This window comes from Micrococcus sp. HMSC067E09, assembly GCF_001812555.1.
Classification (GTDB): Bacteria; Actinomycetota; Actinomycetes; order Actinomycetales; family Micrococcaceae; genus Micrococcus; species Micrococcus lylae.
Map to the genome: position 1 here is coordinate 67,912 of NZ_KV809444.1, position 22,873 is coordinate 90,784.

At 70.7% G+C, this 22,873-nt stretch carries 18 protein-coding genes; 7 read left to right on the forward strand and 11 right to left on the reverse strand.

The window, feature by feature from the left end; translation table 11 throughout:
- The first annotated feature begins 93 nt into the window (after nucleotides 1–93).
- Entirely contained in the window at nucleotides 94–3,690 is a 3,597-nt protein-coding gene (gene dnaE, locus HMPREF2863_RS07735) for a DNA polymerase III subunit alpha (RefSeq protein ID WP_070639246.1), read from the forward strand.
- Nucleotides 3,691–3,741: 51 nt separating this feature from the next.
- A complete protein-coding gene (gene nrdR, locus HMPREF2863_RS07740; protein ID WP_067188660.1) occupies nucleotides 3,742–4,233 on the forward strand; it encodes a transcriptional regulator NrdR in 492 nt (163 codons plus the stop codon).
- A 179-nt stretch (nucleotides 4,234–4,412) separates the two neighbouring features.
- On the opposite strand, the gene HMPREF2863_RS07745 is transcribed toward nrdR, so the two are convergent.
- From HMPREF2863_RS07745 to map, 3 genes are all read right to left on the reverse strand, one after another.
- Nucleotides 4,413–5,666, reverse strand: a complete 1,254-nt coding sequence (locus tag HMPREF2863_RS07745; RefSeq protein ID WP_067188658.1) for an ATP-grasp fold amidoligase family protein — start codon at nucleotides 5,664–5,666, stop codon at nucleotides 4,413–4,415.
- Nucleotides 5,667–5,684: 18 nt separating this feature from the next.
- Nucleotides 5,685–6,494 (reverse strand): polyphosphate--glucose phosphotransferase, encoded by an 810-nt coding sequence (gene ppgK / locus HMPREF2863_RS07750; protein ID WP_067188656.1) that lies wholly within the window; start codon nucleotides 6,492–6,494, stop codon nucleotides 5,685–5,687.
- 68 nt (nucleotides 6,495–6,562) lie between these two features.
- On the reverse strand, nucleotides 6,563–7,504 hold the full coding sequence (gene map, locus HMPREF2863_RS07755; RefSeq protein ID WP_082739510.1) for a type I methionyl aminopeptidase: 942 nt from the start codon (nucleotides 7,502–7,504) through the stop codon (nucleotides 6,563–6,565).
- A 35-nt stretch (nucleotides 7,505–7,539) separates the two neighbouring features.
- Here map and HMPREF2863_RS07760 point away from each other — a divergent pair, with 35 nt between their 5' ends.
- A complete protein-coding gene (locus HMPREF2863_RS07760; protein ID WP_070639247.1) occupies nucleotides 7,540–7,749 on the forward strand; it encodes a hypothetical protein in 210 nt (69 codons plus the stop codon).
- 64 nt (nucleotides 7,750–7,813) lie between these two features.
- On the opposite strand, the gene panB is transcribed toward HMPREF2863_RS07760, so the two are convergent.
- A complete protein-coding gene (panB, locus tag HMPREF2863_RS07765; protein ID WP_082739509.1) occupies nucleotides 7,814–8,710 on the reverse strand; it encodes a 3-methyl-2-oxobutanoate hydroxymethyltransferase in 897 nt (298 codons plus the stop codon).
- Between the two features lie 50 nt (nucleotides 8,711–8,760).
- Here panB and glnA (HMPREF2863_RS07770) point away from each other — a divergent pair, with 50 nt between their 5' ends.
- Together glnA (HMPREF2863_RS07770) and HMPREF2863_RS07775 are read left to right on the forward strand one after the other, a co-directional pair.
- Nucleotides 8,761–10,101 carry a type I glutamate--ammonia ligase gene (gene glnA / locus HMPREF2863_RS07770; RefSeq protein ID WP_067188652.1) on the forward strand — a complete coding sequence of 447 codons (1,341 nt, stop codon included), beginning with the start codon at nucleotides 8,761–8,763 and terminating at the stop codon, nucleotides 10,099–10,101.
- Nucleotides 10,102–10,117: 16 nt separating this feature from the next.
- Nucleotides 10,118–13,213, forward strand: coding sequence for a bifunctional [glutamine synthetase] adenylyltransferase/[glutamine synthetase]-adenylyl-L-tyrosine phosphorylase (locus tag HMPREF2863_RS07775; protein ID WP_070639249.1), 3,096 nt, complete (start codon nucleotides 10,118–10,120; stop codon nucleotides 13,211–13,213).
- 66 nt (nucleotides 13,214–13,279) lie between these two features.
- Here HMPREF2863_RS07775 and HMPREF2863_RS07780 read toward each other — a convergent pair whose 3' ends face one another.
- Both HMPREF2863_RS07780 and glnA (HMPREF2863_RS07785) read right to left on the reverse strand, forming a co-directional pair.
- Nucleotides 13,280–14,266, reverse strand: coding sequence for an LLM class flavin-dependent oxidoreductase (locus tag HMPREF2863_RS07780; protein WP_070639251.1), 987 nt, complete (start codon nucleotides 14,264–14,266; stop codon nucleotides 13,280–13,282).
- Between the two features lie 181 nt (nucleotides 14,267–14,447).
- Nucleotides 14,448–15,872: a type I glutamate--ammonia ligase gene (glnA, locus tag HMPREF2863_RS07785; RefSeq protein ID WP_070639254.1), complete on the reverse strand. Its 1,425-nt coding sequence runs from the start codon at nucleotides 15,870–15,872 to the stop codon at nucleotides 14,448–14,450.
- 163 nt (nucleotides 15,873–16,035) lie between these two features.
- Between glnA (HMPREF2863_RS07785) and HMPREF2863_RS07790 the strand changes: the two genes are divergently transcribed.
- Nucleotides 16,036–16,539 carry an RDD family protein gene (locus HMPREF2863_RS07790; RefSeq protein ID WP_067188645.1) on the forward strand — a complete coding sequence of 168 codons (504 nt, stop codon included), beginning with the start codon at nucleotides 16,036–16,038 and terminating at the stop codon, nucleotides 16,537–16,539.
- Nucleotides 16,540–16,674: 135 nt separating this feature from the next.
- Here HMPREF2863_RS07790 and HMPREF2863_RS07795 read toward each other — a convergent pair whose 3' ends face one another.
- The 3 genes from HMPREF2863_RS07795 to lipB are packed head-to-tail and all read right to left on the reverse strand — an operon-like array spanning nucleotide 16,675 to nucleotide 19,218.
- Complete coding sequence (locus tag HMPREF2863_RS07795) at nucleotides 16,675–17,487, reverse strand: DUF4191 domain-containing protein (RefSeq protein ID WP_067188643.1); 813 nt, start codon at nucleotides 17,485–17,487, stop codon at nucleotides 16,675–16,677.
- A gap of 25 nt (nucleotides 17,488–17,512) precedes the next feature.
- The gene (gene lipA, locus HMPREF2863_RS07800) at nucleotides 17,513–18,520 is read right to left on the reverse strand and encodes a lipoyl synthase (RefSeq protein ID WP_067188640.1); all 1,008 of its coding nucleotides are present in this window, start codon (nucleotides 18,518–18,520) and stop codon (nucleotides 17,513–17,515) included.
- On the reverse strand, nucleotides 18,517–19,218 hold the full coding sequence (gene lipB / locus HMPREF2863_RS07805) for a lipoyl(octanoyl) transferase LipB (protein ID WP_070639256.1): 702 nt from the start codon (nucleotides 19,216–19,218) through the stop codon (nucleotides 18,517–18,519). The genes lipA and lipB overlap by 4 nt, the downstream gene beginning before the upstream one ends.
- Before the next feature lie 241 nt (nucleotides 19,219–19,459).
- On the opposite strand from lipB, the gene HMPREF2863_RS07810 reads away from it, so the two are divergent.
- Nucleotides 19,460–21,013: a serine/threonine-protein kinase gene (locus HMPREF2863_RS07810; protein WP_070639258.1), complete on the forward strand. Its 1,554-nt coding sequence runs from the start codon at nucleotides 19,460–19,462 to the stop codon at nucleotides 21,011–21,013.
- 152 nt (nucleotides 21,014–21,165) lie between these two features.
- Here the strand turns inward: HMPREF2863_RS07810 and HMPREF2863_RS07815 are convergent, their stop codons facing one another.
- Nucleotides 21,166–21,519: a hypothetical protein gene (locus HMPREF2863_RS07815; protein ID WP_067188633.1), complete on the reverse strand. Its 354-nt coding sequence runs from the start codon at nucleotides 21,517–21,519 to the stop codon at nucleotides 21,166–21,168.
- A gap of 22 nt (nucleotides 21,520–21,541) precedes the next feature.
- Nucleotides 21,542–22,873: 2-oxoglutarate dehydrogenase, E2 component, dihydrolipoamide succinyltransferase (gene sucB / locus HMPREF2863_RS07820; RefSeq protein ID WP_246828855.1), on the reverse strand; the 1,332-nt coding region annotated here is incomplete at its 5' end.

Sequence of the window (22,873 nt, forward strand, 5' to 3'; positions counted from 1 at the left end):
CGTCGCCCGGACACCGTCCGACCCGTCGGCCGAACCACCCCGGCGCCCCGGTCCCCTCCGGTGCGCCCCGTGCCCAGGAGGAAGTGCGCACCGATGTCCGCGACCGCCGAGACCGCCGCAGAGGCCACGAAGGACGGTGGCTTCGTCCACCTGCACACCCACACCGAGTACTCGATGCTGGACGGCGCCGCGAAGCTCGACGAGCTCTTCGCCGAGGCCAACCGCCTGGGCATGGACTCACTGGCGATCACGGACCACGGGTACCTCTTCGGCGCCTTCGACTTCTGGAACAAGGCCAAGCAGGCCGGTGTGAAGCCGATCATCGGCCTCGAGGCCTACCTGACACCGGGGAACCAGCACCGCACGGACAAGGAGAAGACCCGCTGGGGTGAGCCCCACCAGCGCGGGGACGACGTCTCCGGCGGCGGCGCGTACACGCACATGACCCTGCTGTCCGAGGACAACACGGGCATGCACAACCTGTTCAAGATGGGCTCGATCGCCTCGCTGGACTCCGTGTACGCGAAGTGGCCGCGCATCGACCGGGAGCTGCTCAGCCAGTACTCCAAGGGCATCATCGCCACCACCGGCTGCCCCTCGGGCGAGGTGCAGACCCGCCTGCGCCTGGGGCAGTACCGTGAGGCGCTGCAGGCAGCCTCGGACTTCCGGGACATCTTCGGCAAGGACAACTTCTACTGCGAGGTCATGCACCACGGCCTCGACATCGAGCGCCGCGTCATGACGGACCTGCGCCGGCTCGCCAAGGAGCTGGACCTTCCGTTCGTGGCCACGAACGACCTGCACTACACCCACGAGCACGACTCGAAGGCCCATGAGGCGCTGCTGGCCATCCAGTCCGGCTCCAAGCTCAACGAGCCGACCTATGACCAGGGCGGCTCCCGCTTCGCGTTCTCCGGCACCGAGTACTACCTGAAGTCCCCGCGGCAGATGCGGGACCTGTTCAAGGAGCTTCCGGAGGCCTGCGACAACACCCTGGTGATCGCCGAGCGGTGCGAGGTCTCCTTCGACACGGACGCGAACTACATGCCGCTGTTCCCCACCCCGGACGGGGAGGACGAGACCAGCTGGCTGATCAAGGAGGTCGCCGCCGGCCTCGACTACCGCTACCCGGACGGCGTGCCGGACCACGTCCGCAAGCAGGCGGACTACGAGCTGGACGTCATCATCTCGATGGGCTTCCCCGGCTACTTCCTGGTGGTGGCGGACTTCATCAACTGGGCCAAGGACCACGGCATCCGCGTGGGCCCCGGCCGCGGCTCCGGCGCGGGCTCGATGGTCGCGTACGCGCTGCGCATCACGGACCTGGACCCGCTCAAGCACGGTCTGATCTTCGAGCGCTTCCTCAACCCGGACCGTGTGTCCATGCCGGACTTCGACGTCGACTTCGACGATCGCCGCCGCTCCGAGGTGATCGACTACGTCACCCGCAAGTACGGGGACGAGCGCGTCACCATGATCGTCACCTACGGCACCATCAAGACGAAGCAGGCGCTCAAGGACTCCGCCCGCGTGATGGACCAGCCGTTCTCCATGGGCGAGGCCCTCACCAAGGCGCTGCCGCCGGCGGTGATGGCCAAGGACATCCCGCTGAAGGACATCGAGGACCCGGAGGCCAAGCGCTACGCGGAGGCCGGTGACTTCCGCGAGCTGATCGCCACGGACCCGGTGGCCAAGGAGGTCTTCGAGACGGCGAAGGGCCTGGAGGGCCTGAAGCGGCAGTGGGGCGTGCACGCCGCGGGCGTCATCATGTCCTCGCACCCGGTGATCGACGTCATCCCGATCATGCGCCGGCTGCAGGACGGCCAGGTCATCACCCAGTTCGACTATCCCACCGCGGAGGGGCTCGGACTGATCAAGATGGACTTCCTGGGCCTGCGCAACCTCACGATCATCTCGGACGCGATCGAGAACGTGAAGGCCAACCAGGGCGTGGACCTGGACCTGGAGACCCTCGACGTGGACGACCGGGCGTCCTACGAGCTGCTCGCCCGCGGCGACACCCTCGGCGTGTTCCAGCTCGACGGCGGGCCCATGCGCTCGCTGCTGAAGATGATGCGGCCGGACAACTTCGAGGACATCTCGGCGACCATCGCGCTGTACCGTCCGGGCCCGATGGGAGCGAACTCGCACACCAACTACGCGCTGCGCAAGAACGGGCTCCAGGAGATCACCCCGATCCACCCGGAGCTGGAGGAGCCGCTCAAGGACATCCTGGACACGACCTACGGCCTGATCGTGTACCAGGAGCAGGTCATGGCGATCGCGCAGAAGGTCGCCGGCTACTCGCTCGGACAGGCGGACATCCTCCGCCGTGCGATGGGCAAGAAGAAGAAGGCCGAGCTGGACAAGCAGTACGAGGCCTTCCACGGCGGCATGATCGACCGCGGCTTCTCGGAGGCCGCCGTCAAGGCGCTGTGGGACATCCTGCTGCCGTTCTCGGACTACGCGTTCAACAAGGCGCATTCGGCCGCGTACGGGCTGGTGTCCTACTGGACCGCGTACCTGAAGGCCCACTATCCGGCGGAGTACATGGCCGCGCTGCTCACCTCGGTGGGGGATGACAAGGACAAGCTGGCGATGTACCTCAACGAGTGCCGCCACATGGGCATCACGGTGCTGCCGCCGGACGTCAACGAGTCCTTCCAGAACTTCACCCCGGTCGGCAACGACATCCGCTTCGGCATGGGCGCGGTCCGCAACGTCGGTGCGAACGTCGTGCGCGGCATGGTCCAGAGCCGTGAGGAGAAGGGCAACTACACGTCCTTCGGCGACTTCCTGGCGAAGGTGCCGCTGGTGGTCTGCAACAAGCGGACCATCGAGTCCATGATCAAGGCCGGCGCCTTCGACTCCCTCGGCTACGCCCGCCGCGCGCTGCTCGCCGTCCACGAAGAGGCCGTGGACGCCACCGTGCAGCAGAAGCGCAAGGAGGACCACGGCGAGTTCACGTTCGACATCTTCGCGCTCGGCGGCGGGCAGGACACGCAGGAGGAGAAGTCCGACTCCGTGGTGGTCCCGGACCTGCCGGAGTGGCCGAAGAAGGACAAGCTCACCTTCGAACGCGAGATGCTCGGCCTCTACGTGTCGGACCATCCGCTGCAGGGGTTGGACGGCGTCCTCAACCAGTTCGCGGACACGCAGATCACCCGCGTGCTGGACGACGACGGTCCGGCCGACGGCCAGTCCGTGACGATCGCGGGCCTGATCACGACGCTCGAGCGGCGCATCGCGAAGTCCTCCGGCAACGCCTATGCCCGGTGCGAGATCGAGGACCTCGGCGGCTCGATGGACGTGATGTTCTTCGGCCAGGTCTACGCCCCGATCGCGATGATGCTGGCGGAGGACCTGGTGGTGGCGGTCAAGGGCCGCGTGCAGCGCCGGGACGACGGCTCCGTGGTCCTCTCCGCCCAGGAGCTGACCATCCCGGAGCTGAAGGACACGGACGGCGGGCCGGTGACCATCACCATCCCGGCGTTCCGTGCCACGGAGGACCTGATGGGCCAGCTCGCGGACACCCTCCGCAACCACGACGGCTCCACCGAGGTGCGCCTGCACCTGTCCGGCCAGCGGTCCACGGAGGTCTACCAGCTGGGCCCGCAGTTCCGGGTGAACCCGAACCCGGCGCTGTTCGGCGACCTCAAGGTGCTGCTCGGCTCCCACTGCCTGGGCTGAGCGCGCGGTACGCTCACCACAGACGCCCCCGCGTGATCGGAAGGAGCAGACGTGCACTGTCCGTACTGCCGGCATGAGGCCTCCCGTGTGGTGGACTCGCGCTCGTTGGACGACGGCTCGGCGATCCGCCGGCGCCGCCAGTGCCAGGACTGCGGCAAGCGGTTCACCACCATGGAGACCACGTCGCTGACCGTGGTGAAGCGCTCCGGCGTGGCCGAGCCCTTCGACCGCTCGAAGGTGATCAACGGTGTGCGCAAGGCCTGCCAGGGTCGCCCCGTGAGCGCGGACGACCTGGCGATGCTGGCACAGGAGGTCGAGGAGTCGATCCGCGCCACCGGCCATGCGGAGGTGGACGCGCATGACGTCGGCCTGGCGATCCTGGACCCGCTGCGCCGGCTGGACAAGGTGGCGTATCTGCGGTTCGCGTCCGTCTACCAGGACTTCGAGTCGCTGCAGGACTTCGAGACCGCGATCGCGGACCTGCGGGAGATGGGGGACGAACGACGTTCCCCGGCTTTACAACCACGACTGTTCACCCGGTAGAGTGGTGCCCGGTTCCGGCAGTGCCGGGACCACGAGTCTGCCGAGGGCGGTTCCGGAGGGGAAGCCGGAACCGCCCTCGGTGCATTCCGGGTCCGTCGGCCCCGCGCGTGCAGAGGCATCGAGGTCCCGACGACGGCCGCTCGCCGTCCGTCGGGACCTCGCCTCGTCTGGGGGTCGGGTCAGGCCTGGGGTGCGTCGAACCCGGGGATGTCGTCGATCATCGACAGGTCCGCGTGCGGTCCCCACAGGGGACGACCCGAGCGCCCCTGGTGCATGTCCTCGAACAGGCGCGCCTCCGCCTTGGTCCACTCGGTGCCGAGGAACAGGTCGTGGTCTTCACGGTAGAAGTGCGGTGCGCCGGGAGTGCGGGTGATCTCGCCGAGCACCGGTCCGTCGGGCGTCTCGTACATGTCGACGCGGCACAGCGGCATCGGCAGGGACAGGGAGAGCCGCACGGCGACGGCCAGCATCTGGTCGAGCTGCTCGGGGACCGGGATGTCCTCGGAGTGCTGGCCCCACAGCGCCACCTTGCCGAGGCTGACGCCCTTGTCGTCCACATAGCGCGTGGTGGTGACCGGGCGGCCGTCGATGATCTGCGGTCGGCGCAGGAGGACGTGCAGGACCTTGCCGTAGGCGACGTAGATCTTCACGTCGTCGGGCAGGCCCTCGCCGTGCAGCGGGCGGAGCAGCTGCTCGGCGAAGACGGGGCCGTAGGAGGCACCGGCGGCACGTGCGGCCTGGAAGTGCTCGACGACCTCGGTCGTGGAGAGCGTACGGGGCGGGTCATGGCTGATCCACTCGTAGCGGTCCTCGCCCACTCGGCGCAGCGGCAGGACCGCCTTGCTGGCCGTGCCGCCGTCGGACTTCACGACGAATTCGTCCGGCAGTCGAGACAGGTCGACGTCCTCGGGACGCTCGGCCAGTGCATAGATCGTGGGCAGGGCGACGCCGTGGCTGGCCGCGTAGGCATGGACCCACAGCTTGCGGTTGAGCTCGCCGATGCGCTCCTTCGCAGGGCTGGGATCCTGACGGTAGTGCTTGCCGAGGTCGACCCAGGCGTGGTGGTGGCGCAGGAACGAAGGGGACTTGATGCGCCTCTGCCAGATCGCCACGTGGTTGCGCAGCCGCCTCACCTCCTTGCGGGCCGCGTCGCGCTCCGCGACGGCGTCGGCCAGCTGCGCCTGTGCCTCCGCCAGCGTGCCCTCGTGCTGCGCGGCACGGGCCTGTGCATCGGTCAGCAGTTCCAGCAGCTCCTTCGTGCGGGCCTCGTAACGGCGCAGACGTTCGTCGGCCGACGGGCCGGAGTCACGGACGGCGGAGGCCGGGGCGTTCGCAGCGGACGTGTCCCGGTAGCGCCGGAGCGCCGACGTCACGGGCGTCGGCACGGTTCGGCGCAGGAGCCGGGACAGGGCCGTGCGGGGACGGGGTGTCATGTCGACTCTCCTGTGACGTCAGTTCGCGTCGGCCGGGTCGTCGTGAGCGGCCAGGGCGGCGCCGACGATGCCCGCGTTGTTCACCAGCTGGGCGGGGACGATGGGGGCGTTCAGCCGCAGCAGCGGCAGGTAGTCGTCCGGGCGTTTGGAGATGCCGCCTCCGACGATGAACAGGTCGGGGGAGAAGATCCGCTCGAGGTGGCCGAAGAAGCGCTGCAGCCGCTCGGCGTATTCGGGCCAGGACAGGTTCTCACGTTCGCGGGCCTTGGCGGAGGCGCGCTGCTCGGCCATGACGCCGTCCAGCTCCATGGTGCCGACCTCGAAGTTCGGGACGAGGCGGCCGTCGTGGATCATGGCGCCGCCGATGCCGGTGCCGAGGGTGATGACCATGACCAGTCCCTGGGCACCGCGGCCGGCGCCGTAGCGGGCCTCGGCGAGGCCGGCGGCGTCGGCGTCGTTGAGCACACGCACCGGACGCTTGAGGGTCTCGGAGAAGAGGGCGGCGATGTCGGTGCCGATCCAGGAGGTGTCGATGTTGTTCGCGGACAGGCAGACGCCGTCGCGGACGATCGAGGGGAAGCAGACGCCCAGGGTCGCGTCGGCCGGGGCGGCCTTCGGGCGGGCGTCGAGCTCCTCGGCGATCGCCGCGAGGGTCTGGGCGACGGAGTCCGGGACGGCGGGCTGCGGGGTCGGGATGCGGAAGCGGTCGCCGCGCAGAGTGCCGGCCTTCTTGCCGGTGCCGAGGCGGACCTGACCGCCCTTGATGCCGGTGCCGCCCACATCGATGCCGACGGCCGTGGGGTACTTGGAGGTGCTCGAAGTGCTCACGGGCGCCAGTCTACGGACAGGCCCGAGGGCTGTCCGCGCACCGGCGCCCGTGGCGCGACTCACACGTGTCAGACGGCGGTGAGGATCTCCGCGCCGTCCTCGGTGACCACGATCGTGTGCTCGAACTGTGCCGTGCGCTTCCGGTCCCGGGTGACCACGGTCCAGCCGTCGTCCCACATGTCCCACTCGTGGGTGCCGAGGGTGATCATCGGCTCGATGGTGAAGACCATGCCGGGAACGAGCAGGGTGTCGTGCAGCGGGGCCGTGTCGTAGTGGGGGATCACGAGGCCGGAGTGGAATTCCACGCCGACGCCGTGGCCGATGAAGTCGCGGACCACGCCGTAGCCGAAGCGCTTGGCGTAGGACTCGATGGCGCGGCCGATGATGTTGACCTGGCGGCCGGGCTTGACGGCACGGATGCCCCGCATCATGGCCTCGTGGGTGCGCTCGACGAGCAGGCGGGACTCCTCGTCCACGTCGCCGACCAGGAAGGTGCGGTTGTGGTCCCCGTGGACGCCGTCGTAGTAGGCGGTGATGTCCAGGTTGAGGATGTCCCCGTCCTCGAGGACGGTCGAGTCCGGGATGCCGTGGCAGATGACCTCGTTCAGGGAGGTGCAGATCGAGCGCGGGAACTCGCGGTAGCCGAGGCAGGACGGGTAGGCGCCGCGCTCGACGAGGTACTGGTGGGCGATCCGGTCGAGCTCGTCCGTGGTGACGCCGGGACGGATGTGGGCGGCGGTGTGCTCCATGGCCTCGGCGGCGAGGCGGCCGGCCTCGCGGATCCGGGCGATGCCGGCGGCGTCGTAGACGTCCGAGGCGTTGCCCTCGTCCGCGGTCTTCTTGCCCACGTACTCGGGGCGCGGGATCGAGGCGGGCACGGACGGGGCGGGGGAGAGGACGCCCGGGGTCAGGGTGCCGATCGGGGCACGCGAGCCCTCCTGGGGCGCGGGCGGGCCCTCCGGACGGGGGCCGTTGTGGCTGGACGGTGCTGCAGGACGCGATTCGGGCATGGTGTCCAGCCTACTCGGGGGCTACGCTCGCCCCCATGAGCGAGAAAGAGTTCTGGTACAACACCCGCACCGGCCAGGTCGAGCAGGGCGCCCAGTCGGACTGGTCGCAGCTGCTGGGCCCCTACGGCTCCCGCGAGGAGGCCGAGGGGGCGATGGCGAAGGTCGCGGCCAACAACGAGGTCGCGGACGCCGCGGACGACGAGGACAGCAAGTGGGACAACCGTCCCGGCAACGACGCGGACTGACCTCGGGCCCCGCCGTCGTGCTCCCGGCCGCCTGCGGCGACGGGCGCGCGGCAGCGGGAGGCCGTCAGGACTCGAACTGGTGTTCCGGGGCCGGGAAGGCGCCGGTGATCACGTCCCGGCGGTAGGCGGCCACGGCGTCGGTGATCACGGAGTGCAGGTCCGCGTACTGCTTCACGAAGCGGGGCTTCCTGCCGTCGGAGAGGCCGAGCATGTCCTGCCAGACGAGGACCTGTCCGGTGGTGCTGTCGCCGGCGCCGATGCCGATGGTCGGGACGGTGAGGGCCTCGTCCACGGCACGGGCGACCTCGGCGGGGACCATCTCCATGAGCACGCAGAACGCGCCGGCCGCCTCGAGGGCGCGGGCGGAGGCGATCATCCGGTCGGCCGCGCCGTCGCCGCGGCCCTGCACCCGGTAGCCGCCGAGCACGTGCTCGGACTGCGGGGTGAACCCGATGTGGGCCACCACGGCGATGCCGGCGGCGGTCATGGCCTCCACATGGGGGACGAAGCGTTCGTCACCCTCCATCTTCACGGCGTGCACCCCGGCCTCCTTGACCAGGCGCATGGCGGAGCGGACGGCCTGCTCGGGGGACTCCTCGTAGGAGCCGAAGGGCAGGTCCGCCACCACGAAGGCCCGCTGTACGCCGCGGACGACGGCGGCGGAGAAGGTCACCATGTCCTCCACGGTGACCGGCAGGGTCGAGGAGTGGCCCAGCACGGTGTTGCCGACCGAGTCGCCGACCAGCAGCGCCTCGACGCCCGCGGCGTCGAACAGGGCGGCCGTCATGGCGTCGTAGACGGTGAGCATCGCGAACCGCCGTCCCTCGTCCTTGGCCCTCTGCAGGTGCACGGTGCGGTAGCGGGACGGGGCGGGCGGCCCGTACACAGCGGTCTCGTCGGCGGTGTCTGCGGAAGCGGGTGCGACCGCGCTGTCGGCGGCCTGGGGATGCTGGGTCGACATGTGCCCGAGTCTACGCAGTGGCGTGCACCACGCCGACTACAGTGACGTGCATGGATCGACAGCAGGATTTCGTGCTCCGCACCATCGAGGACCGGGACGTGCGCTTCGTCCGCCTCTGGTTCACCGACGTCATCGGCACCCTCAAGTCCGTGGCGCTGGCCCCGGCCGAAGTGGAGGGCGCGTTCACCGAGGGGCTGGGCTTCGACGGCTCCTCGATCGACGGCTACACCCGCATCTTCGAGTCCGACATGCTCCTGCAGCCGGATCCGTCCACCTTCCAGATCCTCCCGTGGCGCGGTGAGCAGGAGCGCACCTCACGCATGTTCTGCGACGTGCTCACCCCGGAGGGCGAGCCCTCCCCGGCCGATCCCCGCCACGTGCTGCGCCGCGTCCTGAACAGGGCCGCGGACATGGGCTTCAGCTGCTACACGCACCCGGAGATCGAGTTCTACCTGCTGCAGTCCTCCCAGCCCGGACCGGACGGCAAGCCGGTCCCGGTGGACTCCGCCGGCTACTTCGACCACGTCCCCGGCGGCGTGGCCCAGGACTTCCGCCGCCACGCCGTGACGCTGCTGGAGGACATGGGCATCTCCGTGGAGTTCAGCCATCACGAGGGCGGCCCCGGACAGAACGAGATCGACCTGCGCGCGGCCGACGCACTGACCACCGCGGACAACATCATGACGTTCCGCACGGTGATCAAGGAGGTGGCCTCGCTCAACGACCACTACGCCACCTTCATGCCCAAGCCCTTCTCCGAGCACCCGGGCTCTGGCATGCACACCCACTTCTCCCTCTTCGAGGGCGACTCCAACGCGTTCTACGACCCCTCGGACGAGTACCGGCTCTCCACCACGGCGCGGCAGTTCATCGCCGGCCTGCTGCACCACTCGGTGGAGATCACCGCGGTGACCCACCAGTTCGTGAACTCCTACAAGCGCCTGTGGGGCGGCGGCGAGGCGCCCGCCTACGTGTCCTGGGGCCACAACAACCGCTCCGCCCTCGTGCGCGTGCCGCTCTACAAGCCGGACAAGGCGGGCTCTGCCCGCATCGAGTACCGCGGCCTGGACGCCGGGGTGAACCCCTACCTCGCCTACGCCCTGCTGCTGGCCGCCGGCCTCAAGGGCATCGAGGAGGGCTACGAGCTGCCCGAGGCCGCCGCCGAGGACATCTCGGCGCTGACCACCATGGAACGTCGCGCCCTCGGCCACCAGCCGCTGCCGGGCACCCTGCACGACGCCCTGCGCATCATGGAGGACTCCGAGTTCGTGGCCGAAGTCCTCGGCGAGCACGTCTTCGAGACCTTGCTGCGGAACAAGGCCCAGGAGTGGGACGACTACCGGGTCCAGGTCACCGAGTACGAGATCAAGCGCTACCTCAGCGGCCTCTGAGCGGAGGGAGACGCCGATGACCTCGCTGCCCGGGGCCGACGCCGAGTCCCTCCAGCGCCGCGCCCTGACGGCCGCCGGATTCACGGACCTGGACCGTGCCCGTTCCCTCATGGGCCAGAGGGAATTCGAGGGCGTGGACCTCGAGGCCCTCGTGGCCGCACTGTCCCACGCCCCGGACCCGGAACAGGCGCTGCTGCTCTGGCTGCGCCTGATCGAGCGTGAGCCCGACGCGAAGGGGATCGTGGCGGACGAGGAGCAGGCAGCGCGGCTGGCCCGCCTGCTGGGCGCGTCCGAGGCCCTCGGCGAGTTCCTCATCCGGCGCCCGGAGCACCTGGACCTCGTCTCCGATCCCGAGCGGGCCGCCGCCACCGCTCCCGCCCTGACCCAGCGCGACCCGGCCGCGACCGGCCGGGACTGGCAGGACGAGTCCGCTGCCCTGCGTCGCCTGCTGCTCGAGTCGGTCGGCGCAGACCCGGAGGCCGAGCGACCCGTGGCCGGCCGGACCGGTGCGGAGGCCGCCGTGGCCCTGCGTCGGGCCTACCGCCGGCAGATCACCGCGATCGCCCTGCAGGACCTCGGCTCGGCCGACCCCACCCTGATCGAACCGTCCGTCTCCGCCTGGCTGGCCGACCTGGCCGGTGCCGCGATCGACGCCGCGCTCGCCGTGGCCCGGGCCGCCGCCGTCGAACGTCACGGCGAGGCCGCCGAGACCCTCGACCTCGCCGTGATCGGCATGGGCAAGTGCGGCGCCCGCGAGCTCAACTACATCTCCGACGTGGACGTGGTGTTCGTCCACGCCGCCGGCGAGGGCCAGGACGAGACGACGGCCGCCGTGGTGGCTGCCGAGATGGCCGGCGGCATCGGCAAGGTCGTCTACGGCGCCGCCCCCGAGCCGAACCTCTGGGAGGTGGACGCCAACCTGCGGCCCGAGGGCAGGGACGGGGCGCTGTCCCGCACGGTGGACTCCCACGCGCAGTACTACCGGCGGTGGGCCCACGGCTGGGAGTTCCAGGCGCTGCTCAAGGCCCGCCCGATCGCCGGCTCCACCGCCCTCGGCGCGGAGTACATGGACCGCATGTGGCCGCTGGTGTGGAAGTCCTCCGCCCAGGAGGGCTTCGTGGAGAGCGTGCAGAAGATGCGCGGCCGGGTCATGGACACCATCGCCCACGCGGACCGGGACCGGGAGATCAAGCTCGGCAGCGGCGGCCTGCGGGACGTGGAGTTCACGGCGCAGCTGCTGCAGCTCGTCCACGGGCGTGCGGACGAGACCGTGCGCGTCCGCTCCACCCTCGAGGCCATCGACCGGCTGTGCGAGGCCTCCTACATCTCCACCCGTGACGCCGAGGCGTTCGCCGCCCGCTACCGCTGGCTGCGCACCCTCGAGCACCGCATCCAGCTCGTCCACCTGCGGCGCACGCATCTGATGCCCACGAAGGAGGAGGCGCTGCGCGTGGTCGCCCGCTCCATGCAGGCGCAGGGCGAGCAGCGCCATGCCGGCGGCGAGGAGCTCTCCGAGGCCTTCCGCACCGTGCGCCGTGAGGTCCGTCAGCTGCACGAGCGGATCTTCTACCGGCCGCTGCTGTCCACCACGGCGGCCCTGTCCGACGACGAGGTCAAGCTCACCGCCGAGGCGGTCCAGGAGCGCCTGGCCGCCCTGGGCTACCGCGACCCGAAGGGAGCCCTGGGGCACATCGAGTCCCTCACCCGGGGCGTGTCCCGCCGCGCCGCGATGCAGCGCCAGCTGCTGCCGGTCATGCTCGGCTGGTTCGCGGACGGACCGGACCCGGACGGCGGTCTGCTCGCCTTCCGTCGGCTCTCCGAGTCCCTCGGGGCGAGCTCCTGGTTCCTGCGCATGCTCCGCGATTCCAACGCGGCCGCCCAGCGCCTGTGCGGCGTGCTCTCCAGCTCCCGGTTCATCGGGGACCTGCTGGAGCACTCCCCGGAGTCGACCGCCTGGCTCGGCGACGACCGCCAGCTCGAGCCGATGGAGCCGGAGGCCCTGTGGAAGCAGGCCCGCGCCGTCCTGTCCCGCCGAGACCGGTCCGAGGAGCCGGCCAAGGTGGTCCGCCATGTGCGACACGCCCGCCGCCGCGAGATCCTCCGCGTCGCCCTGGCCGACGCCTCCGGTCACATCGACCTCGAGCAGACCGTCAGGGCGCTCTCCGACGTGGACCACGTGGCCGTGCTCGGAGCCCTGCACGTGTGCCTGGCCGCGGTCGAGCAGGAGGAGGAGCTGCTCACCGACGTCGCCGTCGTGGCGATGGGCCGTCAGGGCGGCCGCGAGATCACCTACGGCTCGGACCTGGACGCCATGTTCGTCCACCGCCCGCGCGAGGGCGCGGACCCGGAGGCCGCCCAGCACCAGGCCGTGGCGATCGCCAAGCAGCTCACCGCCCTGCTCAAGCAGCCGGCGAAGCCCGCCCTGCCGGGGGAACCCGCCCTCGTGGTGGACGCGGATCTGCGCCCGGAGGGACGTCAGGGACCACTCGTGCGCTCGATGGACTCATACCGCGAGTACTACCAGCGCTGGGCCGAGGTGTGGGAGCGCCAGGCGCTGCTGCGTGCCCGTCCGCTCGCCGGCGAGCCCTCGCTGCTCGAGGAGATCGGGGACTGGGCGGACTCCGTCCGCTACAGCGGCGGACTCTCCGCCGGGGAGCTGCGGGAGATCCGCCGCATCAAGGCCCGCGTGGAGTCCGAGCGGCTGCCGCGCGGTGTGCAGCCCTCCCGCCATGTGAAGCTCGGCCCCGGCGGCCTCTCGGACGTCGAGTGGCTCGTGCAGACCCTGCAGCTGCGCCATGCCGGCGAACACTCCTCGCTGCGCACCACGTCCACCCTTCCGGCGCTGCGCGCGCTGGTGTCCCTGGACCTGCTCCCGGCCGCGGACGCCGAGGCCCTCGAGAAGGCCTGGCTGCTGTGCAGCCGCATCCGTGCAGCCGGCTACCTCTGGTCCGGCAAGGCCTCGGACGTGCTGCCCTCCCATACCCGGGACGTGGCTGCGCTCGCCCGCTGGTGCGCCGGACCCGGGCACCACGCCGGCGACGTCGAGGAGCACGTCAAGCGCACCATGCGCCATGCCCGCCAGGTGTTCGAGAAGCACTTCTACGGGCTCTGACCCCATGCCGGTGGCCGGCCTGCGCCGGAGACTCCCTCGGAGGGACGGCCGCGTGCCACCGGTCCGTCAGCCGCGCACCACGTGCTCGCCGAGCAGCTCGACCGTGCGCCGGCGCACCGTCAGGCTCGGGGCCATGGCGGTCACCATCACCTCGTCCGCACCGCTCTGTGCCGCGAAGTCGCGGACGTGGGCGGCGGCCTGCTCGCCGGTGCCCACGGCGGTGTGCCGCACCATGCGGATCACCTGCGCGGCGGCGGGCGAGTCCATGAGCAGGTCGAGCTCCTGGTCGGTGTAGTCCCGTCCGCGGCCGACCAGCATCTGCACACGCAGGCGCAGCGCGTGCTCGTACTCGGCACGGGCCTGCTCCTCGGTGTCCGCGGCCACCACGTTCATCGCCGCCATGAAGTGGGGCTCGGCCAGCTGCTCGGACGGCTGGAAGGTCTCGCGGTAGATCCGCGCGGCGTGCTCGAGCATGTCCGGGGCGAAGTGGCTGGCGAAGGCGTAGGGCAGGCCGAGGCGGGCGGCCAGCTGTGCGCCGAAGGCGGAGGAGCCGAGGATGTGCAGCGGCACGTCCGTCCCCTTGCCGGGGTACGCGTCCACGCCGTGCAGGCGGGACTCACCGCGCAGGTAGCCCTGAAGTTCCAGGACGTCCTGGGGGAAGTCCTCGGCGGCGTCGGGGGAGCGGCGCAGGGCCTGCAGGGTGCGCTGGTCGGTGCCCGGGGCACGGCCCAGTCCGAGGTCGATGCGTCCCGGATGGAGCTCGGCGAGCGTGCCGAACTGCTCGGCGATCACCAGCGGGGAGTGGTTGGGCAGCATGACGCCGCCGGAGCCCAGCCGGATGGTGGAGGTCTGCGTGGCCACGTGGGCCAGGAGCACGGCGGTGGCGGAGGAGGCGATGCCCGGCATGTTGTGGTGCTCGGCGAACCACACGCGCGTGAAGCCCTGCTCCTCGGCGGCCTGCGTGAGCTGCACGGACTCGGACAGGGCCTCGGCCACCGTCCGTCCCGGCTTCACGGTGGCCAGGTCGAGCATCGAGATCGGCAGCGCGGTCATGGTGGTCCTCCGGTGGGCAGACGACGGTGGGTCGTCAGTGCCAGCGCCCGGGCCGTCGTCGTTATTCCGCGCCGCCGGCGCGTGCCGGCCACCACGACGACGGCCCCGCACCCTCCGGAGAGAGGCTGCGGGGCTGCGCGGACTCCTCGCGGACTACGCCCGCGGAATCCCTGCTATGACGTCAGCAGGAGTAGTACAGCTCGAACTCGTAGGGGTTCGGGCGGGCGGCGAGCGGGGCGATCTCGGTCTCGCGCTTGTAGTCGATCCAGGCCTGGATGAGGTCCTCGGTGAAGACGTCGCCGGCGAGCAGGAACTCGTGGTCCTCCTCGAGGGCGCTCAGCGCCTCCTCCAGCGAGGCAGGGGCCTTCTGGATGTCCTTGGCCTCCTCCGGCGGGAGCTCGTAGAGGTCCTTGTCGATCGGCTCGGCCGGCTCGATGCGGTTGCGGATGCCGTCCAGACCGGCCATCAGCTGGGCCGCGAAGGCCAGGTACGGGTTGCCGGAGGCGTCCGGGGCGCGGAACTCGATGCGCTTGGCCTTCGGGTTGGAACCGGTGATCGGGATGCGGATGCCGGCGGAGCGGTTGCCCTGGGAGTAGACCATCGAGACCGGCGCCTCGAAGCCCGGGATGAGGCGGCGGTAGGAGTTCACGGTCGGGTTGGTGAACGCCAGGACGGCGGAGGCGTGCTTGAGCAGGCCGCCGATGTACCAGCGGGCCGTGTCCGAGAGGTTGGCATAGCCCTTCTCGTCGTAGAACAGCGGCTCGCCGTCGGTCCACAGGGACTGGTGGCAGTGCATGCCGGAGCCGCCGTCGTCGAACACCGGCTTGGGCATGAAGGTGGCGGTCTTGCCGAACTGCTCGGCGACGTTCTTGACGACGTACTTGAACTTCTGCAGGTCGTCCGCCGAGTGCGTGAGGGTGTTGAACCGGTAGTTGATCTCGGCCTGGCCGGGCGCGCCCACCTCGTGGTGCGAGCGCTCCACCTCGAGGCCGACCTCGCCGAGGACGGCGCACATCTCGTCGCGCAGGTCCGCCTGCTTGTCGATGGGGGAGACGGGGAAGTAGCCGCCGCCCTGACGGATCTTGTTGCCCAGGTTGCCGCCTGCCTCCTCTCGGCTCGAGTTCCACCAGGCCTCCTCGGAGTCCACCGCGTAGAAGGACCCTCGCGGAGAGGACTCGTAGCGGACATCGTCGAAGACGAAGAACTCGGCCTCGGGGGCGAAGAACGCGGTGTCTGCGATGCCGGAGGCGGTCAGGTACTCCTCGGCACGCTGGGCGACACCGCGCGGATCGCGGTGGTACGGCTCGCCGGTGCGCGGGTTCACGATGGAGAAGTTCATCGCCAGGGTCTTGCGGATGCGGAACGGGTCCACGTAGGCGGTGGCGATGTCCGGGATCAGCTGCATGTCAGACTCGGCGATGCCGGCGAAGCCACGGATGGAGGAGCCGTCGAAGAGCTGGCCGTCCCGGAAGAAGTCCTCGTCCACGGTCGTGGCCGGCACGTTGAAGTGCTGCTGGACGCCCGGCAGGTCGGTGAAGCGGATGTCCACGAACTCGACGCCCTCCTCCTTGATGAACGTGAGGGCTTCCTCGACAGAGCTGAACATTGTTCTCGCCTGGCCTTCCTTGTGTGGCAGTGGGGGGCGTCCGCGGCAGGAGTTCTTCCGCCGTGGAGCTTCCTTCACACTACGTGAGCGGCGTGACGCGGTCATGCCGTGGGTGTTTCCGGCGTGTAACGCGCCGCCGGCGGACCCCGACTACGCTGGTGGGGTGGCCAGAGACGAGAAGACCCCGCGGCAGCAGCGACCCCAGGGCGGCCGGAGCGAGCCGCTGATCACCCGCCGGGAGATGGCCGGCTGGGTGGACGGGCCCGGCGGCAACATCCATGCCGGCCGGTGGCCCGGCGACCGGCTCGGCCTGCCGGAGTCCGGGCCGAGCTCGTTGGCTCGCCCCCTGCGCCGGATCGGCGCGCTCTGCATCGACTGGGCCATCGCCCTGGTGATCTCCAACGTCTTCTTCGGCGGCAACGCCCTGGCCACCCTCATCGCCCTGGCCGTCATGCACGTACTCGGCCTGTCCCTGCTCGCCACCACGGTGGGCAAGGCCCTCGTCCGCATCCAGGTGGTGCCCCTGGGCGGCGGCTCCACCGCGCCCGTGCACAGGATCCTGCTGCGCACCGTCCTGCTGTGCCTGGTGCTGCCGCTGATGATCGTGGACCCGGACGGCCGCAGCCTCCACGACAAGGCCGCCGGCACCGTGGAGCTCGTCATGTGAGACCGAGGCGCCTGCGTGCGGGGCCTTCGGCGCCGGGCGCCGGACGGTGTCGCGGGCGGGACAACGACGACGGACCGTCACCTCGCGAGGTGACGGTCCGTCATCGTCTGGTCCGCGGTGCGGGAAGCGGGCCGGTCAGCGTCCGCGCATGCTCCGGCGGTCCGGGCGGGCCTTCATGGGGTCGACGCCCTTCGGGATCGGGAGCTTGGCGGAGCCGATGGCGGACAGGCGCTTGTCCACCGCGTTGACCTCGTGCTTGGTCAGCTTCTTCTCCATGGCCTTGAGGGTCTTGACGACCTTGTGCAGCGGGACCTGCCCCTCGCCATGACCGGTCTCCACGACGCGCACCGGCACGTTCGGCAGGAAGCGCTTCATGGCGCGCTCCTCCTTGTTCACGAGCTTCGCGATGCGGTTGGACGGGCCCTCGGTCACCAGGACGACGCCCGGGCGGCCGATCGCACGGTAGACGACGTCCTGGGTGCGCGGGTTCACGGCGACCGGCTCCTGGGAGACGATCCAGCCGCGCTTCAGCGTGGACAGGGCGGCGCCGGAGGCACCCGGGCGGCCGTCGATCTGGGCGAACATCGCGCGTTCGGCGAAGCGGTTCATCACGATGATCGCCGCCAGGACGCCGAACGGGATGGAGATCAGCAGCCAGGTGATCCAGTTGTGCAGCAGCAGGCCGATGAGCAGTCCGACCAGCAGGGTCGCCACGAAGGCGAGCACCATCCACAGCACCAGCTTCGGGTAGTGCTGGCGGGTCATGCTGAAGACCTGCTTCAGCTGCGTGATGATGCCGGGCTTGCGGCTGCGCTCGGCGCGCTTGGCCGCGCGGTCGGACTTCTTGTCTGCCTTCATCTGGCGACGGCGGTCGCGCTGCATCGCCTTGACCTCCTTGAGGGAGGGCGACGGCGAGCCGGGCTGAGAGGATGCGGAGTTCTTGGCCATAGCCTTTCCAGTCTACCTGCGCTGATCAGCCCATCCGGGCGACGACGGCGGCGGCCTCCTGGCGCGCCGTGGACTCGCCGGCCAGCTGGGACAGGTGCTCCGGGAGGGTCCGGCCGAGCTTCTCCAGCGCCGAGGCGTAGAGCTTGCCGGCACGGTAGGAGGAGCGCACCAGCGGCCCGGCCATGACGCCGGCGAAGCCGATCTCCTCGGCGCGCTTGGACCAGTCCACGAACTCCTGCGGCTTCACCCAGCGGTCGATCGGGTGGTGCAGCTTCGACGGACGCACGTACTGGGTGATGGTGATGATGTCGCAGCCGGCCTCGTGCAAGTCCACGAGGGCCTGGTCGATCTCGTGGTCCTCCTCGCCCATGCCGAGGATGAGGTTCGACTTGGTGACGAGCTCGTCCTCCTTGGCCATGGACAGGACCTTGAGGGACTTCTCGTAGGTGAAGGCCGGGCGGATCTTGCGGAAGATGCGCGGCACGGTCTCCAGGTTGTGGGCGAACACCTCCGGGCGGGCGTCGAACACCTGCTGGACGAGTTCCGGCACGGCCCCGAAGTCCGGCGGCAGGATCTCCAGGCCGGTGTTCGGGTTCAGCTCGTGGACCTTGCGGATGGTCTCCGCGTACAGCCAGGCCGCGCCGTCCTTCTGGTCGTCTCGGGCCACGCCGGTGACGGTGGCGTAGCGCAGGCCCATCTCGCGGATGTTCTCGGCGACCTTCTGCGGCTCCTCCATGTCCAGCGGACGCGGCTTGCCGGTGGCGATGTCGCAGAAGTCGCAGCGGCGCGTGCAGATGTCGCCGCCGATGAGGAAGGTGGCCTCGCGGTCCTCCCAGCACTCGTAGATGTTGGGGCAGCCCGCCTCCTCGCAGACGGTGTGCAGGCCCGAGCGCTTCACTTTGTTCTTCAGACCGATGTACTCCGGGCCCATGTGGACTTTGGCCTTGATCCACTCCGGTTTGCGCTCGACCGGGACCTCGGCGTTGCGCGCCTCGACGCGGAGCAGGCGGCGGCCTTCGGGTGCGGGGCTCATGCGGGGTGTCCTTCCGGGTCGGCGGTGGAGATGTACTGCGGGGCGAGCTCGGCGAGGTGGCGTTCGAGCACAGGACGGACGTCGGCCGGGGTGACCGTGCGTCCGATCTCCGCGGAGAGGGTGGTGGTGGAGGCGTCGGCGATGCCGCACGCGATGATCGTGGAGAACGGCTCCAGCGAGTTGGAGCAGTTCAGGGCCCATCCGTGCATCGAGACGCCCTCGTGGATGGACAGGCCGATGGCGCCGAGCTTGCGGTCGGGGCGCTGGGCGCCGTCCGGGGCCCGGTCTGCCAGGCACCAGATGCCGGCACGGCCGTCCACGCGGACGGCGGTGACCCCGTACTCGGCCGCGGTGCGGATGAGCAGCTCCTCGATGAACCAGACGAAGTCCTTCACGTGGGCGCGGTCCCGCAGCCGGACGATCGGGTAGCCCACGAGCTGGCCCGGTCCGTGCCAGGTGATCTTCCCGCCGCGGTCCACGTCGATCACTTCGGCGCCGTCCCTGGGGCGCTCGGCGTCCTCGGTGCGGCGGCCGGCCGTGTAGACGGGGGAGTGCTCGAGCAGGAGGATCTGTCCCTCGGACGCGCCGGAGACGACCTGAGCGTGCAGCGATCGCTGCAGGTCCCACGCCTCGCGGTAGTCGACGAAGTCGGGATCGAAGCCGAGGACGCGCACCGGGGGCACAGAGAGCTCAGACATGCCCGCCACTCTATCGGTTCAGGCAGGGTGTGGATAACTTCAGAGGGGCACGGCGTGGTGCGTCCAGAATGGCCGTGGCGGGACCGCACCGGTCACGCCGAGCCGGACGCGAGGGAGCTCAAAGATGCAGGCTTCGCAGGAGAGCGGGGACACGCCCCGGGGAGGCCCCGGGGCAGAGGGAGGCGGCGAGCGTGGGCGGGAGCACGCGCCGCAGGAGACGGAGCCGCCGGGCAGGCCCCGGGTGCCCGGGTGGACCGTGGGGCGCCGGCTGGGCGCCGGCGCCGACGCGGAGGTCTGGGAGGTCCGCGGGCCGGGCGGGGAGCAGGCGGCGCTCAAGGTGCCGCTGCCCGGCGGGGCGGAGGGCCTGGCCCAGGAGGCGGCCGCGCTGCGGCACCACCGCCACCGCCACCTCGTGGCGCCGCTCGGTGAGGTCGAGACCGACCGCGGCACCGGTCTGCTCACCGAGCTGCTGGCAGGTGGGAGCCTGGCCGCGCTCGTGCGTGCCGGCGGTCCGCTCCCGGTGGCCCGGATGCGGACGGCCGTGGTGCCGATCGCCCAAGCCCTGCAGTCCCTGCATGAGGAGGGCATCGTGCACGGGGACGTCTCCCCGGCCAACATCCTGTTCGACGTCGACGGCCGGCCTGCCCTGTCCGACCTGGGTGCCTCGCGGCTGCTGGGCGGGCAGGACCGTGCAGGCGGCACCCCCGGGTTCGCCGCGCCGGAGACAGTGGATGGGGCGCACGGGGACGGGGCCCCAGGCGCCGCGGCGGATGTGTTCGCCCTCGGCGCCGTCGCCTGGTTCTGCCTCACCGGGCGGGCGCCGGCCGGGTTCGACGACCGGGCGCCGCTGCCGGTGCTGGTCCCGGACGCCGGAGCAGAGCTCGCCGACCTGCTGGACGCCTGCCTCGACCCCGTGCCCGAACACAGGCCGAGCGCGGAGGAGTTCGCCCATGCGCTGTATGCCACGGGGGAGTGCGAGCCCGTCCTCCTGCACGCATCGGCCTCCCCGGAGGTGGCGCTCGTCCTGCCGACGGTGCGGCCGGCGCCCACGGCACCGGGACGCTCGGGGCGCGCTCGACCGAGCCGGAGGCGGGGCCGGATGCTGCCGGCCGCCGGAGGACTCGCGGCGGCCGCTGCAGCCATGACGACAGCGCTGATGCTCTTCGCACCGGCTGACACGCACGACTTGCGGGAGCAGGGCGGGACAGAGCCGACACGGCCGAGGCAGGCCGCCGCAGCTACGGATTCGACAGCAACGGCTGATCCGCGCCAAAGACCGTCCGGAGGACAGGGTGATGCCCCGCCGTCCGGAGAACAGGGCGACGCCCCGCCGTCCGGAGCGGGGCCGGACACTGCTGCCTCGCAGACGGCCGGAACCGACGGTCGCAGGCCGGAGGCGGACCCCGCGCTTCCCGACGCGCACGTGCTCGAACGGGTGGCCACAGAGCGTGCGAGGGCCCTCGCCCACGCCGACGCCGCCGCCGTGGCGGCCTACGCGGTCCCCGACTCGGACGCGGGCATGGCGGACCGCACGGTGATCGAACGCCTCCGGGCAGAAGACACGCGGTTCGACGGCCTGGAGCTGTCCGTGACACCGGACGGTGAGGCTGACGCTGGATCGGGGCAGCGGCCGACCGTGGCGGCCGTCCCCGTGGTGCTGGAGACCTCGGCTCACCGGCTCGTGGACGGCAACGGCGAGGTGCTCACCGCGGAGGTCGCGCGACGTGACGCCGCGACCCTTGTGATGGAGCGGACGGAGGACGGCTGGAAGGTGAGCGAGGTGCGCCCGAGGTGAGCGGCCGTCGTCGTGACGACGGCGCAGCCGGAGGGGGCGGACCGCCGGGGAGGGCGTGGGCCGCCGGTTCCCCGGACACGGAGAAGGGGCCGGCCCGGCGAGCGATGCTCACCGGGCCGACCCCTGCTGCTGACGGCGTGTGCCGCCGACGATCAGATGAAGACCGCCACCAGGATGTTGATCAGCGCCATGCCGCCGACGGCGTGGGCGAGGCCCGTGCCGACCGACTCACCGGAATTGATCTTGCGGCGTCCGATCAGGGCCGCCACGAAGACGATCACTCCGACGAGCAGCTTGATGCCGAGCTTCATGTGGTTCGCATCTCCCACGATCGAGACGATCGCGGCCAGAGCGATGCCGGAGACCAGCATGCCGATCGCACCCCACCACTGCGAGGTGGTGACGGTCGGACGCTTGAAGTTGGCGAACCAGCCTCCCAGCACCGCTGCCACCGAGATGAAGTGGAGGGCGAGGAAGATCAGGCGGAGGACGTCGGTGAAGTCCATGGTGTGCGGGGGATTCCTTTCGTCAGAGACCCAGCTCGTGACCGAACTCGCCCGCCTCGAGACGCTGGCGCAGCGTCATCAGGAAGCGGCCGGCGTCCGCGCCGTCCACCAGACGGTGGTCGTAGGTCAGGGACAGGTACATCATGTGGCGGATGCCGATCGAGTCGTTGCCGTCGGCGTCGGTGACCACCATCGGACGCTTCACGATCGCACCGGTGCCGAGGATGGCCACCTGCGGCTGGTTGATGATCGGGGTGTCGAACAGGGCGCCGACCGAGCCGATGTTGGTGATCGAGAAGGTGCCGCCGGACAGCTCGTCCGCACCGATCTTGTTGGTGCGGGCACGGTCCGCCACATCGGCGATCTTCTGCGCAAGGCCCGAGAGGTTCAGCGAGCCGGCGTCCTTGATCACCGGGACGAGCAGGCCCCTGTCGGTGTCGACGGCGATCGCCAGGTCCTCGGAGGCGTGGTAGGTGATCTCCTTGTTGTCCTCGGAGAACGAGGCGTTGAGCTTCGGGTGCTGCTTCAGCGCCTCGGCCACGGCCTGGGCGATGAACGGCAGGTAGGTGAGCTTCACGCCGTTGCGCTCCTGGAAGGAGGCCTTGGCCTGGGCACGCAGGTTCACGATGCGGGTGAGGTCGACCTCGTGCACCTGGGTGAGCTGCGTGGACAGGTCCAGGGACTCGCGCATGCGCTGGGCGATGACCTGGCGGATGCGCGGGGCCTTCTCCGTGTTGCCGCGGACCGACGGGTCCACGGAGGACTCGGCGGCGGCGGCCGGAGCGGAGGCGGCAGCGGCCGGGGCCTGGGTCTCGGCGGCCGTCTTCTCGGTGCCGGAGGCAGCCTCGCCCGCGGCCAGGGAGGCGGCCAGCACGTCCTGCTTGCGGATGCGACCGCCCACACCGGTGCCGCGCACGGTGGACAGGTCCACGTTGTGCTGCTTGGCCAGGCGACGCACCAGCGGAGTGACGTAGCCCTGGCCCGGCTCGGAGGCCGTCGGGGTGTCGGCGTCCTGACGCTCGCGGTCGGCGCGCTTGGCGTCCTCCTCGGACGCCGAGGTCTCCTCGGGCTTGGCGCCGCCCTTGTCCTGGCCGGCGTCCTCGTCCGCGGCTTCCTCGACCGCCTCCTCGGTCTTCTCGGGAGCTTCGGCCTGGGTGGCCTTCTCCTCGATCTGTTCGGCCGAGGCGTCGGACTCGTCCTCGGTGTCCGCGTCGTCGGTGGAGCCGCCGTCGGAGTCGGAGGAGCCGGAGCCGTCGCCGACCAGGGCCAGGACGGCGCCGACCTCGACGGTCTCGTCCTCCTCGGCCTTGATCTCGACCAGGGTGCCGGCGACCGGGGACGGGATCTCGGTGTC